The sequence below is a fragment of the Promicromonospora sp. NPDC060204 genome (assembly GCF_042728455.1).
GTDB lineage: Bacteria > Actinomycetota > Actinomycetes > Actinomycetales > Cellulomonadaceae > Promicromonospora.
Window position 1 is genome coordinate 1 of sequence record NZ_JBHWZO010000193.1, and the last position, 11,823, is coordinate 11,823.

The following is an 11,823-nucleotide window of genomic DNA, read 5'->3' on the forward strand; positions in this document are numbered from 1 at the left end:
TACCTCCTGCTGTACGTCGGCTGGGAGGGCGTCGGTGTCGCCTCGTACCTGCTGATCGGGTTCTGGCAGCACAAGCCGAGCGCGGCGGAAACCCGGGCCTCAAAGGGGAGTGACGGCGGGGCCGTCCGACGGGTCAGAGGTTGTCGGACGCGGCGTTGGCCGGGAGGGCCGCGAGCTGGGCCTCCAGGTGGAACACCTCGTCCAGCAGCACGAAGCCGTCGTCCGGGTTGCCCTCGTCGACGAAGAAGCCCGACATCGCCGCCTGCCAGCGGGCGTTGACCTCGGTCGCGGCCATCCCGCGCTGCGCCGCCTCGTAGTCGTCGGTCACGAGGATCCCGACCAGCAGGCCGTCGTCGCGCAGGAACAGGTGGTAGTCCCGCCAGCCCGTGTCGCGCAGGGCGCGGAGCATCTGCGGCCAGACGGCGGCGTGGGCCACCCGATTCTCCTCCAGCCGGTCCGCGCGCACCCGCGACGTGAAGCAGACGCGTGCGCCCGCCGTGTTGCTCGACATGTCCGGTCCTCCTCGACCACCTGCGCCATGAATCGGTTCATAATGTAGCCCGAAGCAAGGAGGCGCTCCATGACCCAGCCGGCCGCTCACCGCCGAGCATCCATCGCCGACGTCGCCCGCGCCGCCGGCGTCTCCGTCGGCACGGTGTCCAACGTGCTCAACCGCCCCGAGCGGGTGCTGCCCGGCACGCGCGAGCGGGTCGAGGCCGCGATCGACGAGCTGAGCTTCGTGCGCAACGGCTCCGCCCGGCAGCTGCGGGCGGGCACCATCACCACCGTCGGCGCCATCGTGCTGGACATCGCCAACCCGTTCTTCACCGACGTCGCGCGGGGCATCGAGCAGCGCCTGGACCAGGACGACTTCACACTGATGGTCGCGTCGTCGGACGACAAGCCCGACCGCGAGCAGCGCTACCTGCGCCTGTTCGAGGAGCACGGCGTGCAGGGCGTCATGGTGGTGCCGGCCACCGACGACATCGAACACCTCCTGGCGGTGCGCCGCCGCGGCACCGGGGTGGTGCTGCTGGACCGACCGTCGTCCGACCCGAGCATCTCCTCCGTGGCCGTCGACGACGTGCGCGGCGGCGAGCTCGCCGCCCGGCACCTGCTCGACGAGGGGCACACGCGCATCGCGTTCCTCAACGGCCCGCACACGATCCGGCAGTGCGCCGACCGGTACGAGGGCGTGGTCAAGGAGCTGGTCGCGGCCGGGCTGGACCCGGCGACCGCGCTCGTGGAGGTCACGGTCTCCAGCCTCAACGCCGAGGGCGGGGAGGCCGCGATCCGCGGGCTGCTGGAGTCGGGCGACCGGCCCACCGCCGTCTTCTGCGTCAACGACCTGGTCGCGCTGGGCGTGCTGCGCACGCTCCGCACGGAGAACATCGCCGTCCCCGCGGACGTCGCGGTGGTGGGGTACGACGACGTCGCGTTCGCCGCCGAGCTGTCCACGCCCCTGACGTCCGTGCGCCAGCCGACCCACGAGATCGGGGTCCGCGCCGCCGACCTCCTGCTCGACGGTCCCGACGCCGCGGCCGAGCACGTGATGTTCCAGCCCACGCTGGTGGTGCGCGGCTCCAGCTCCTCGGTGGGCTGACGACGCGGGCGCAGCCCCGACGTGTCAGACCCTCAGGTCGCCCGAGGGACCTGAGGGTCTGACACGTCGTCGGGGTCAGGTCAGCAGGTCGCCTCGAACATCGGGACCAGCAGCTCGTTGAGGTCGTACAGGGCCTCCGGGTCCGCCGTGAAGTTGCGCCCGGTCACGCCCAGGGCGATCTGCCGCTCGCCGTCGAGCGAGGTGAAGTTGACGCTCAGCGTGCCGAAGCTCGCGCCGTCGTGCCCGTACAGGTACTCGCCGGGCACGCAAGGGTCGGGCAGGCGGTAGGTGCCCAGGCCGTACTCGATCAGCTCGGCACTGCGCGGGGTCAGCATGTCGGTCACGGTCTCCGGCGCGACGAGCTCACCGGTGACCAGGGCCTCGTTGAAGGCCGCGAGGTCCTTCGTCGTGCTGGTCACGGCGCCCGCCGCGCGGAACAGCGTCGGGTCGAAGTGCGCGATCGAGTACCAGCCCGCGCCGTCGGCGCCGGTGTACGCGGCGTCGTGCAGGAACGGCCCGCGCTTCTGCGGCGTCTCGGGGTAGTCGCTGCGGCGCATGCCGGCCGGCTCGAACACGCGCTCCTCCAGGAGCTCGTCGAGGTCGGTCCGGTTCACCTTCTCCAGCATCATGCCGAGCGTCACGAAGCCGGCGTTGGAGTAGGAGAAGCCGGTACCCGGCTCCAGCATCCACGGCGCGGTGTGCACGGCCCGGACGTGGTCGCCGTCCGAGTAGTGCTCGCCCAGCACCTCGAAGTACTCGTCGATGTCGGCCGGGTCCTGCATCTTGTCCAGGATCAGGTACTCCGACGCCGTCGGGGCGCCCGAGGTGTGGCTGAGCAGCTGCTCGATCGTCACGTCCCGCGGCAGGGCGCCGGGCAGCACGTCCTCGACGCTCGTGTCCAGCGTCCAGGTGCCCTTCTCGATCTCCTGCATCACGAGGGTCGCGATCATGGGCTTGGTGTTGCTCGCCACGCGGAACGGGTCGTCAGCCCGGGCGCGCGCGTGGCCCCCGAGCTCGCGGACGCCGTCCGCGCCGGCCCAGGTCAGGTCCGGCGTCTCGACGCGCGCGGTGACGGCGACGGCGCCGTCGTCCACCAGGCCGGCGACGGCCTGGTCGAGCTCACGGCGGATGCCGGCGTCCGTCGTCGTCCGCGCGCGGGCGGTCGGCGCGGAGGCGGCCTGCTCGGCCGCGTCCTGGAGCTGGCGGGGCAGCGCCAGCGGGTCGTCGATCGCGGCCGCGGCGTCCACGCCCAGCGCCGGTGCGGCGGGTTCCGCGGTGACCGCGGGCGTCGCGAGCACCGCGGTCGCGGACGCCGTCGTCGCAATGCCAGCACCGGTGAGCGGCAGCGCTCCGGCGACCACCACGCCCAGGGCTGCTCTGACTCGGCGGTGTGCATTCATGGGGATGCTCCTTCGTCTCGGCACCCCGTCAGTCTGTTGGGACCGGGCGAAAGACGGATCCCCCGCACGAAGGACATCCTGGACATCCCCTCCACCCCAGGAGGGACCCTCCTGAGGTGGGGGCCGGCAGGCACGCGAGATCGGTCGGTTGCCTTGAGACCGGTCCTTCAACCGATCGATCTCAAGGCAACCGACCGAAGTCAGGCTGCGCCTACGCTCAGGGGCGGCCCGGGATCGGCACCTTGGACCAGTCCGTGTCCGAGGCCAGGTAGAAGCTCGGGTACGAGGGCTGGTTGTACGTCGTCTGCTGCCGCGCCACCTCGACGCGGTACTGCGGGTCCTGCATGAGCGTGTACAGCGCGATGTCGCTCGGCTCGGTCGTGGTGAAGAGCCGCAGCGCGGTCGAGTCCGTGGTGCGCACCAGCACCTCCTCGCGCCAGTCGCCCAGCACGTCGGCCACGAGCGACGGGTTGCCCTTGGTGCCGTTGTTGGTCAGCGTCCCGTCCAGGGTCGCGACGACGCCGCGCGACCAGTCCTTGATCGTCGGCACCGCGGGGTCTGCGCCGTCCACGATCTGCGTGGTGCCGTCGCCGGCCCACCGCACGGACTGGTTGGTCCCCATGGTCGACGTCGACACCTGCTCACCCGTGGCGCTCAGCGTGCCCGACCCGAGAGTGCCGTCCGGCATGGACGCCCACACCTCGATGCCCGGCACGTCGGGCAGCACGTCGCCGATCATCGAGCGGCCGGTGTCCCGCCCGGAGTACCGCCCGAACAGGACCTCGCCGTCCTCGGCCGAGCGCATCGCCGAGCCGTAGGGCGCCCACGTGGCGCCCTCGTGCGCGGTCCAGATCTCCAGCCCCGGCCGGTCCGGGTCGATGTCGGTCACGTGCATGGCGTCGCCGTGCCCCAGTCCCGCGGTCGCCCCGGGGTTCGCCGAGCCGTCCGGCAGGGTGTCGAACGACGAGTACAGGAGCGAGCCGTCGTCGTCGAGCGTCGCGGAGCCGTAGACGATCTCCTGCCGGCCGTCCCCGTCGACGTCCGCCGCCGACAGCGAGTGGAAGCCCTGCGTGGTCATGCTGCCCCACTCGGGCGAGGTGCCCGGCACGCCGTGGGGGCTGTCGTTGAACGGGTTGGACATGGGCGTCCAGCCCGAGTCCGCGAGCCAGCGCCGGGTCAGGTGCTTTCCGTTCCAGTCGTAGGCCGCGACGGTCGAGCGCGTGTAGTAGCCGCGCGCGAAGATGGCGCTGGCCCTGCCCTCGGACAGGTACGCGACCCCCGACAGGAAGCGGTCCACCCGGTTGCCCGGCTCGATGCGCGCCATCGCGTAATCGCCCCAGCGCAGCCCGTCGTCGGTGCGGCCGGGCTCGTAGTCGACGGTCTCCAGGGGCCGCCCGCTGAGCCCGTCGAAGACGGTGAGGTACTCCGGGCCGCTGATCACGAAGCCCTCGAAGAGCCGGAGCTGGTTGCGCGTCGAGCGGGACGGCGCGTACACGTCGATGAAGTGGTCGACGGCGGCGCGGGCGTCGGCGTCGGACAGCGGGTAGGTCCACCGCGCGTCGATGCCCCACGCCTCCTCCAGCGTGGCGGGCCACTCCCCGGAGACGACCTCCGGGCGCGTGGACCAGCCGCGGAACGTGTCCACGAGGTGCTCGTAGTAGTCCCCGGCGGACATCCGGTAGTCGTCGGTGTCCCGCACCCCGGCCGCGCGGTCGTCCTTCGCGATCGGCACGTAGCGCTGCCCGGCAGGCTTCCCGTCCCGGTACGTAGTCACCCGCGTGCCGGGGGCGGTCTTGACCATGAGCTCGGCGCGGCCGTCGCCGTCGTAGTCGTAGACGGGGAACTGCGTGTAGTGCGCGCCGGCGCGGATGCTCACGCCCAGGTCGATACGCCAGAGCTGCGTGCCGTCCAGCTCGTAGGCGTCGAGGTAGACGTTGCCCGTGTAGCCCACCTGGGACACGTCCTTGGAGTTGGACGGGTCCCACTTCACGACGACCTCGTAGTCGCCGTCGCCGTCGAGGTCCGCCACGGAGGCGTCGTTCGCGCGGTAGGTGTAGGCCTCGCCGGCGGGCGTGACGCCGTCGGCCGGCTTGTTCAGGGGGATGTCCAGGTGGCCGTCGCCCCACACGTCCGCCGACGCCGCCCGGCCCTTGTTCGGGCCGCTCAGCGGCACCACCCGGTAGCGGGCGTCCGCCGTGCCCGCGGCGTCGAGGTAGTTGGTCGCGCCCGTGACCGTCGCGATCCGCCGCCCGTCGCGGTACACGGCGAAGCCCGGGCCCTGCAGCCCGGCGTCGGTGTGGCCGGTGACCTCGGGCGCGAGCAGCCGCCAGCTCAGGAACACGCCCTCGCTGGTCGAGGCGGCCACGAGGCCGCGACCGAGCTTCTCGGTGATCTTGATGCCCGGCTCTCCGGTGCCCGACGGCGGCCGCCCGCCCTGGGCGGTCGGGTCGCCCTGGGCCGTGGTCGAGTCGGTGGTGGTCGCGTCGGTAGTGGCCGCGCCGGTGGTGGCCGCGCCGGTAGTGGCCGCGCCGGTAGTGGCCGGTCGTGTGGCCGGGGCCGTCGTCAGGGTGCTGGCCGGGACGGCGGTCGAGGCGGTGGCCGCGAACGCCACGGCCCCCACCCCGCTCAAACCGAGGCTGAGTGCCGTCGCCAGCACGGCTCCGGTCCGGATGGTTCTCGGGATCATTGTCGAATTCCTCTCTGAATTCTCGATCTCACGAAGACGTGCGCTTCTACCCCGCCATTGGGCCCGAAAACAGCTCGGTTTCGGGCCCAATGACTGGGTAGAGGCGCACTTTCAGTTGACCGGGCGCGGCAGCGCGCGCCGGGTCTCGACGGCGACCGCCGCCAGGCTGAGCAGGCCACCCGTCACCACGACGAGCGGCGTCAACATCCACACGAGCACCACGCACATCACCAGCGCCGCGAGCAGCAGCGCGGAACCCACCAGGTCGTCACGAGAGCGCGCCGCGCCGCGGGCCAGCAGTCGCCAGACGGCACCGGCGCCAACAGCACTCCCGTCGTCCGCGCCGTTCCCGGCCCCTGCCGCGCTCCCGGCGCCAGCACCCAGCGCGGCGCCGCCGTCCGCCCCGGGGCCGGACTCGGCGCCCGCCCCAGCCGCACTCCCAGCGCTGCTGTCCGTCCCCGCACCGCCGTCCGACCACGCCGCCGTCGTGCGGACCAGGACCACCGCGGCGCAGGCCGCTGCCGCCCACGTCACCCAGCGCACGGCGGCGGCGCCCGGCAGCGCGCCGGACGCCGTCAGCCCGGAGTTGACGACCACCACGACCGCCACCCCCAGGACCAGCACGCCCAGCACCCACAGCCCGCGCACGGCCGCGACCCAGTCCCGCCAGAACGAGCGGACCGAGGTGTCGTACCCGCCGAGGTGCCGCCGCAGGTGCGCGGCCCCCGCGGCGAGCGCCGCCGGGGCCGTCACCACGGCCAGGCTGCCGGCGAGCACGAGCAGCCCGGTCAGCAGCGTCTCCCCCAGCAGGGGGAACCAGCCCTCGCCGGCCAGACGGCGTCCGCGGGCCGGCGCGGCGGGCTCGTCGGCCTGCTCCTGTGCGCTCACGGCGGTCAGCCCTTGAGGCCCTGCGTCGCGACGCCGTCGACCAGGTACCGCTGGAAGACCACGAAGAACAGCAGCACCGGCACGAGCGCGAGCACGGCCATGGCCATCTGCGCGCCGTAGTCGGAGACCGACGTCTGGTCCACGTAGAGCCGCAACGCGATGGGCAGCGGGTAGGTGTCGGGCCGCTTGAGGTAGAGCAGCGGGCCGAGGAAGTCGTTCCACGACCAGATGAAGGCGAAGATCGAGCTGGTGATCACCGCCGGCCGCATCAGCGGCAGCAGCACGAGTCGGAAGATCCCCCAGTGCCCGCAGCCGTCGATCCGCGCGGCCTCGTCGAGCTCACGTGGCAGCCCTCGCAGGAACTGCACCATGAGGAAAACGAAGAACGCCTCCGTGGCGAGGAACTTGGGCGCCAGCAGCGGCACGAACGTGTTCACCAGGCCCATGGAGTTGAACAGGATGTACTGCGGGATGATCACCACGTGGAACGGCAGGAGCATCGTGCCGATCATCACCGCGAAGTACACCCCGCGCCCGGGAAAGCTGATCCGCGCGAACGCATAGGCGGACACGGTGGCCGACAGGACGATGCCCACGACCGACCCGACCGCGAGGATCAGCGAGTTGAGCACGAACGTCCAGAACGAGACGCCGCCGATGCCGCTCAGCGCCGACGTGTAGTTCTCCAGCGTCCACGTCTCGGGCCACAGGTTCACGTTGCCGACGATGTCGCCGCTCGGCTTGAACGAGCTCATGACCATCCACACGCCGGGGTACAGGATCACCACGGCGACGGCGATCACGAGCACGTGGAACACGACGGACCGCAGGCGCTTGCGCCGTGTCGCCGTCGCGCTGGCGGAGCGGCTCACGTCGGTACGCGGGGCGGTTGTGGTCGCTGTCGTCATCGCACGTCTCCCGTGTAGTGGACCCAGGCACGCGAGGTGCGGAACAGGACGGCGGTGATGATGCCGACCACGAGCACGAGCACCCAGGCCATGGCCGAGGCGTACCCCATCCGGAACTCCGTGAAGCCCTTGAGGTAGAGGTAGAACGTGTAGAAGAGCGTCGAGTCCGCGGGTCCGCCGGTGCCGCCCGAGATGATGAAGGCGGAGCTGAACACCTGGAACGCGCCGATCGTCTCGAGCAGCAGGTTGAAGAACAGCACGGGCGAGAGCATCGGCAGCGTCACGGAGACGAACCGGCGGATCGGCCCGGCGCCGTCGACGGCGGCGGCCTCGTGCAGCTCCTGCGGGATCTGCTTGAGCCCCGCCAGGAAGATCACCATCGGGGCGCCGAACTGCCACACCGCGAGCAGGATCATCATCGGCATGGTCATGCTCGGGTCGCCCACCCAGCCGCCGGCCGGCAGGCCGAAGAACTGCTGGACCTGGTCGGCGATGCCGTCGTCGATGAACATGGCGCGCCAGACGATCGCCACGGACACGCTGGCCCCGATGAGCGACGGCGCGTAGAACATCGAGCGGTAGGCGCCCTGGCCGCGGTGCTTCGCGTTGAGCAGCAGGGCGACGGCGAGCGCCGCCGCGAGCTTGACCGGCACACCCACCAGCACGTAGACCGCCGTCACCTGGGCGGACTTGAGGAACCGCGGGTCGGCGAACAGGGCGGTGAAGTTGTCGATGCCGACGAACGTGGGGGCCCGGAAGAGGTTGTAGTCGGTGAACGCGAGGTACAGCGACATCAGCATGGGGCCGGCCGTCAGCAGCACGAACCCGAGGAGCCACGGGGACAGGAACGCGTACCCGGCCTTCACGTCGGACCGGTCGCGCTGCGGCTTGCCGCCGCCCCGTGCGGGGGACGACGACGTCGCCGTCCCCCGCACGTTCCCGCGCCCGGCCGAGCGGCCGCGCTCGGTGGTGGTCGCGGACATGGTCAGGACCCGCCGAGGTTCGATTCGGCGCTCTGGAACCACTGGTCGGCGAACTCCTCCGGCGTGATGTTGCCGTAGGACAGCTCCTCGCCCAGCCGCTTGAACTCGGCCTCGACCACGCCGTAGCCCTCGACGGGCAGCGGGGTGTCCTCGGTGACGCGCTCGGCGACGTGCTCCTCGTAGCCGACGATCTTGCTGTCGATCGAGCCCTCCTCGACCTCCATGGCGTCTCGCTGGGCCGCCACGGCGGGCACGCCCTTCGAGGTGCCGAAGATCTTGCCCACCTCGGGGTCGTTCACGAGGAAGTCGATGAGCGCCGCGGCGGCGTCCGGCTCCTGCGTCGACGCCGACGACGAGAGCAGCATCGACGGCTTCCAGAACTGCGCCGAGCCGTCGGCGCCCGTCGGCACCGGGAGCAGGTCGAGGTTCTCGCTGCCCGCGCCGGCCGAGTAGCCGGCCATCATGTTGTCCCAGGTCATCTCGGTCGCCGCCTGGCCCACCTGCATGCCGGTGAGGGGCTCGACCTGCTTGGCGCGCTCGACGGGGAAGAAGACGCCGTCGTCACGCAGCGGCTGGGTGCGCTCGGCCCAGGCGACGAGGTCGGCCTTCTCGAAGGCCGGCGAGCCGTCGTCCGCGAACGCCGTCTTGCCCTGCTGCACCAGCCACTGGATGAACAGCCACAGCGTGCCCGTGTAGTCGGTGCCGCCGTAGATCTGCGGGTCGTGGTCGGCGCCCGCCGCGCTGACCTCACGGATCCAGGCGTCGTACTCGTCCCAGGTCAGGCCCTCCTGCGGCGGCTCGATGCCGAGCTCGTCCAGGAGGTCGTCGTGGTGGATCATGCCGAGGGTGTTCGTGCTGGTCGGGATGCCGTACTGGCCGTCGTTGACCGAGCCGGAGGCGAGCACCGTCTGGTCGAAGTCGTCGGTGTTCAGGTTCACGCCGAGCTGGTTCGACAGGTCCAGGAGCTGGTTGTTCGACGCGTACTGGTGGATGTAGGCGAGGTCCATCTGGAAGACGTCGGGCAGGGTCTGGCCGGCGGCCTCGGTGCTGCGGGCGGTCCAGTAGTCGTCCCAGGCCTGGAACTGCGTCTGGACGTCGATGTTGGGGTGCTGCTCCTCGAAGAGCGCCACCGCCTCCTCGTACCGGGCCGCACGGTCGTCGTCCCCCCACCAGACGAGGGACAGCTCGATGTCCCGGTCGGTGGCTACCGGCGCTGCCTCGGCCGAGGGCGTCGTACCGCCGCCGCAGGCCGAGAGGGCCAGGGCCGATGCCGCTGCGAGGGCCGTGACCTGGACGGCCGCCGTCCTTGTGGTGGTGCGTGTGCGGACCACGTGAGCCTCCTTGCTCTGTGTGCTGCTGGTGGCCGGCTGCATCCTCGACGGCCGACTGAATCGATACAATACCGCTACGGGAAGCGTTGTCCAGAGCCCCAGGTCAGGAATTCGTAACGAACTGCATCGTTGGAACCCGGGCCACGACAGAACCAGCCCGGACCCGCACTTGGTGCTCAGTACAAGCCGCTGCCCGACGGCGAGCGCGGAGCTGGTAGCGCTCTGAGCACGGACTCCGCAACCAGACCCGCGGTCAGCAGCCGACGCCTTGGGCCGACGCCCAGCGCCCGGCGACCGACGGTGCCGGCACGCCGCACCGTCGAACGTAGGAACCCTCGGCGCATGGGGGCTCAGAGAGCGATCAAGCCTACGTTCGACGTCGCACTCGCGGCGGACCGTCGGGCAGCGACAGTCCCGCCCGGGGCCGCGCTCACTGCTCAGCACCAAAGGCCAACTTTGATTGAGCGCGGAGTTAGTTGCATTCTGAGCGCAGATTCCGCAACTAGACCCGCGCTCATTTAGCCGACGGCGCGCTGGCCGGCGCCACAGCGGCCAATGCCCAGCGCCCGACGGCGCCGGCCCGGTGGCGCGCCGTCGAACGTAGGAGTCGTCGGCGTGTGAGCACTCATGGAGCGACCAGGCCTACGTTCGACGGCGGCCGGCGGCGGCGCCGTCGGGCAGCGACCTGCGGCGGCGTCAGCTCGCAGTCGCAGCCGGGGTCGGCGTGTCCTTCAGCGGGGGCCAGCTCGGGCCTGTGCCGCGCATGGACGCGTAGAACGGATCACCTGTTCCGATCTCGCCGGCACGCACGATCGAACCCGTGAACGCCGACCGGTAGATCGCGGCGACCAGCTCCAGGGTGCCGCGCACGTCGGCCGCGGTGACCGGCAACGCCTCGCCCGCGGCGAACGCCCGGTACGTCGGCACGAACTGGGCGAGGTGTCCCGACGGCAGCGCCTCGGGGTCCGGCTGCCACAGCTCGGCGACGTCGTCCCGGCCCACGGCGGGCGTGAACGTCCAGTCGGCGTCGGTGTACCCGTACAGGTGCGACAGCTCGATCGTCGCCGCCTCGGTGTCGAACCGCAGGTCGGAGGTCTCCCGCGGGGACAGCAGGGAGTTGGTGATCGTCGCCATGGCGCCGCTCGCGAAGCGGACGATCGCCATCGAGACGTCCTCGGTGTCGACGTGCCGGGCGAGGCGGCCGGCCAGGGCCGTCACCTCGGACCACGGCCCGAGCGTCGCCAGCAGCAGGTCGAACTGGTGGATGCCGTGGCCCATCGTCGGCCCGCCGCCCTCGGTGTCCCAGCGGCCGCGCCACGGCACCTCGAAGTACGCCGGCCCGCGGAACCACAGCGTGTCGCACGTCGCGACGAGCGGGCGACCCAGCGCGCCGTCGTCGAGCAGGCGGCGGAGCTGCCACGCACCGTGCCCGAACCGGTGCTGCACGACCTGCGTGAACGACGCCGTCGAGGCGGCCTCGGCAGCCGCGATGCGGTCGATCTCCGCGAGGGACAGCGTGGCGGGCTTCTCGACCACCACATGCACACCCGCCTCGAGCGCCGCCACGGCGACGTCCGCGTGGACGCCCGGCGGCGTGCAGATGTGCAGCACGTCCGTCTCGCCCAGCACGGCCTCCAGGGAGGTCCCGTGCCCGGGGACGCCGTGCTCGCGGGCGAACTCCTCGGCCCGCGCCGCGTCGATGTCGACGGCGTGCACCAGGGTCGCGTCCACGCCGTGCGCCGGCAGGTCCGCGATCGCTCGCGCGTGGGCTCCGGCGATGGCACCTGTGCCCAGGATCGTGACTCTCATTGTGCTCCGTCCTCGTCGACGCGTGTGATCGATCACTCTATCGAGTCGACACGACCCCGCCGCGCCGATCCGCAGGAACCCTACCCGCGGGACCGACCTATGGAAAGGGCTTTCCCGCTACTCCGGCCGGGAGCGGGGCGCTTACGGACCCACCCCAATCCCCGGCCGTCGTACTGCTCGATGTGTCGGACCTCTGCCCCGCGACAGCCTGGACC

At 71.5% G+C, this 11,823-nt stretch carries 9 protein-coding genes and 1 pseudogene; 2 read left to right on the forward strand and 8 right to left on the reverse strand.

What is annotated here, in order from left to right; all coding sequences use genetic code 11:
* Positions 1 to 105: pseudogene (locus ACFWEJ_RS20995) on the forward strand (proton-conducting transporter membrane subunit); the annotation flags it as partial.
* Between the two features lie 28 nt (positions 106 to 133).
* Here the strand turns inward: ACFWEJ_RS20995 and ACFWEJ_RS21000 are convergent.
* Positions 134 to 511, reverse strand: a complete 378-nt coding sequence (locus ACFWEJ_RS21000) for an L-rhamnose mutarotase (RefSeq protein WP_377231129.1) — start codon at positions 509 to 511, stop codon at positions 134 to 136.
* Between the two features lie 69 nt (positions 512 to 580).
* Here ACFWEJ_RS21000 and ACFWEJ_RS21005 point away from each other — a divergent pair, with 69 nt between their 5' ends.
* The gene (locus ACFWEJ_RS21005; protein WP_377231130.1) at positions 581 to 1,603 is read left to right on the forward strand and encodes a LacI family DNA-binding transcriptional regulator; all 1,023 of its coding nucleotides are present in this window, start codon (positions 581 to 583) and stop codon (positions 1,601 to 1,603) included.
* 80 nt (positions 1,604 to 1,683) lie between these two features.
* On the opposite strand, the gene ACFWEJ_RS21010 is transcribed toward ACFWEJ_RS21005, so the two are convergent.
* The 7 genes from ACFWEJ_RS21010 to ACFWEJ_RS21040 all read right to left on the reverse strand — a co-directional run bounded on the left by ACFWEJ_RS21010 (position 1,684) and on the right by ACFWEJ_RS21040 (position 11,608).
* A complete protein-coding gene (locus tag ACFWEJ_RS21010) occupies positions 1,684 to 3,003 on the reverse strand; it encodes a serine hydrolase domain-containing protein (RefSeq protein ID WP_377231131.1) in 1,320 nt (439 codons plus the stop codon).
* Positions 3,004 to 3,220: 217 nt separating this feature from the next.
* Positions 3,221 to 5,689 (reverse strand): rhamnogalacturonan lyase, encoded by a 2,469-nt coding sequence (locus ACFWEJ_RS21015; RefSeq protein WP_377231132.1) that lies wholly within the window; start codon positions 5,687 to 5,689, stop codon positions 3,221 to 3,223.
* A gap of 111 nt (positions 5,690 to 5,800) precedes the next feature.
* Positions 5,801 to 6,577, reverse strand: a complete 777-nt coding sequence (locus ACFWEJ_RS21020; RefSeq protein ID WP_377231133.1) for a Poxvirus protein I5 — start codon at positions 6,575 to 6,577, stop codon at positions 5,801 to 5,803.
* 5 nt (positions 6,578 to 6,582) lie between these two features.
* Entirely contained in the window at positions 6,583 to 7,485 is a 903-nt protein-coding gene (locus ACFWEJ_RS21025; RefSeq protein WP_377231134.1) for a carbohydrate ABC transporter permease, read from the reverse strand.
* Complete coding sequence (locus ACFWEJ_RS21030; protein ID WP_377231135.1) at positions 7,482 to 8,468, reverse strand: carbohydrate ABC transporter permease; 987 nt, start codon at positions 8,466 to 8,468, stop codon at positions 7,482 to 7,484. The genes ACFWEJ_RS21025 and ACFWEJ_RS21030 overlap by 4 nt, the downstream gene beginning before the upstream one ends.
* A gap of 2 nt (positions 8,469 to 8,470) precedes the next feature.
* On the reverse strand, positions 8,471 to 9,799 hold the full coding sequence (locus ACFWEJ_RS21035; protein ID WP_377231136.1) for an ABC transporter substrate-binding protein: 1,329 nt from the start codon (positions 9,797 to 9,799) through the stop codon (positions 8,471 to 8,473).
* A gap of 696 nt (positions 9,800 to 10,495) precedes the next feature.
* Positions 10,496 to 11,608 (reverse strand): Gfo/Idh/MocA family protein, encoded by a 1,113-nt coding sequence (locus tag ACFWEJ_RS21040; RefSeq protein WP_377231137.1) that lies wholly within the window; start codon positions 11,606 to 11,608, stop codon positions 10,496 to 10,498.
* Positions 11,609 to 11,823: the final 215 nt, after the last annotated feature.

Excerpts from the sequence above, each read along its gene's own strand:
- ACFWEJ_RS21015 (WP_377231132.1), bottom strand. The coding sequence starts at position 5,689 with ATGATCCCGAGAACCATCCGGACCGGAGCCGTGCTGGCGACGGCACTC.
- ACFWEJ_RS21010 (WP_377231131.1), bottom strand. The coding sequence starts at position 3,003 with ATGAATGCACACCGCCGAGTCAGAGCAGCCCTGGGCGTGGTGGTCGCC.
- ACFWEJ_RS21040 (WP_377231137.1), bottom strand. The coding sequence starts at position 11,608 with ATGAGAGTCACGATCCTGGGCACAGGTGCCATCGCCGGAGCCCACGCG.
- ACFWEJ_RS21025 (WP_377231134.1), bottom strand. The coding sequence starts at position 7,485 with ATGACGACAGCGACCACAACCGCCCCGCGTACCGACGTGAGCCGCTCC.
- ACFWEJ_RS21000 (WP_377231129.1), bottom strand. The coding sequence starts at position 511 with ATGTCGAGCAACACGGCGGGCGCACGCGTCTGCTTCACGTCGCGGGTG.
- ACFWEJ_RS21005 (WP_377231130.1), top strand. The coding sequence starts at position 581 with ATGACCCAGCCGGCCGCTCACCGCCGAGCATCCATCGCCGACGTCGCC.
- ACFWEJ_RS21030 (WP_377231135.1), bottom strand. The coding sequence starts at position 8,468 with ATGTCCGCGACCACCACCGAGCGCGGCCGCTCGGCCGGGCGCGGGAAC.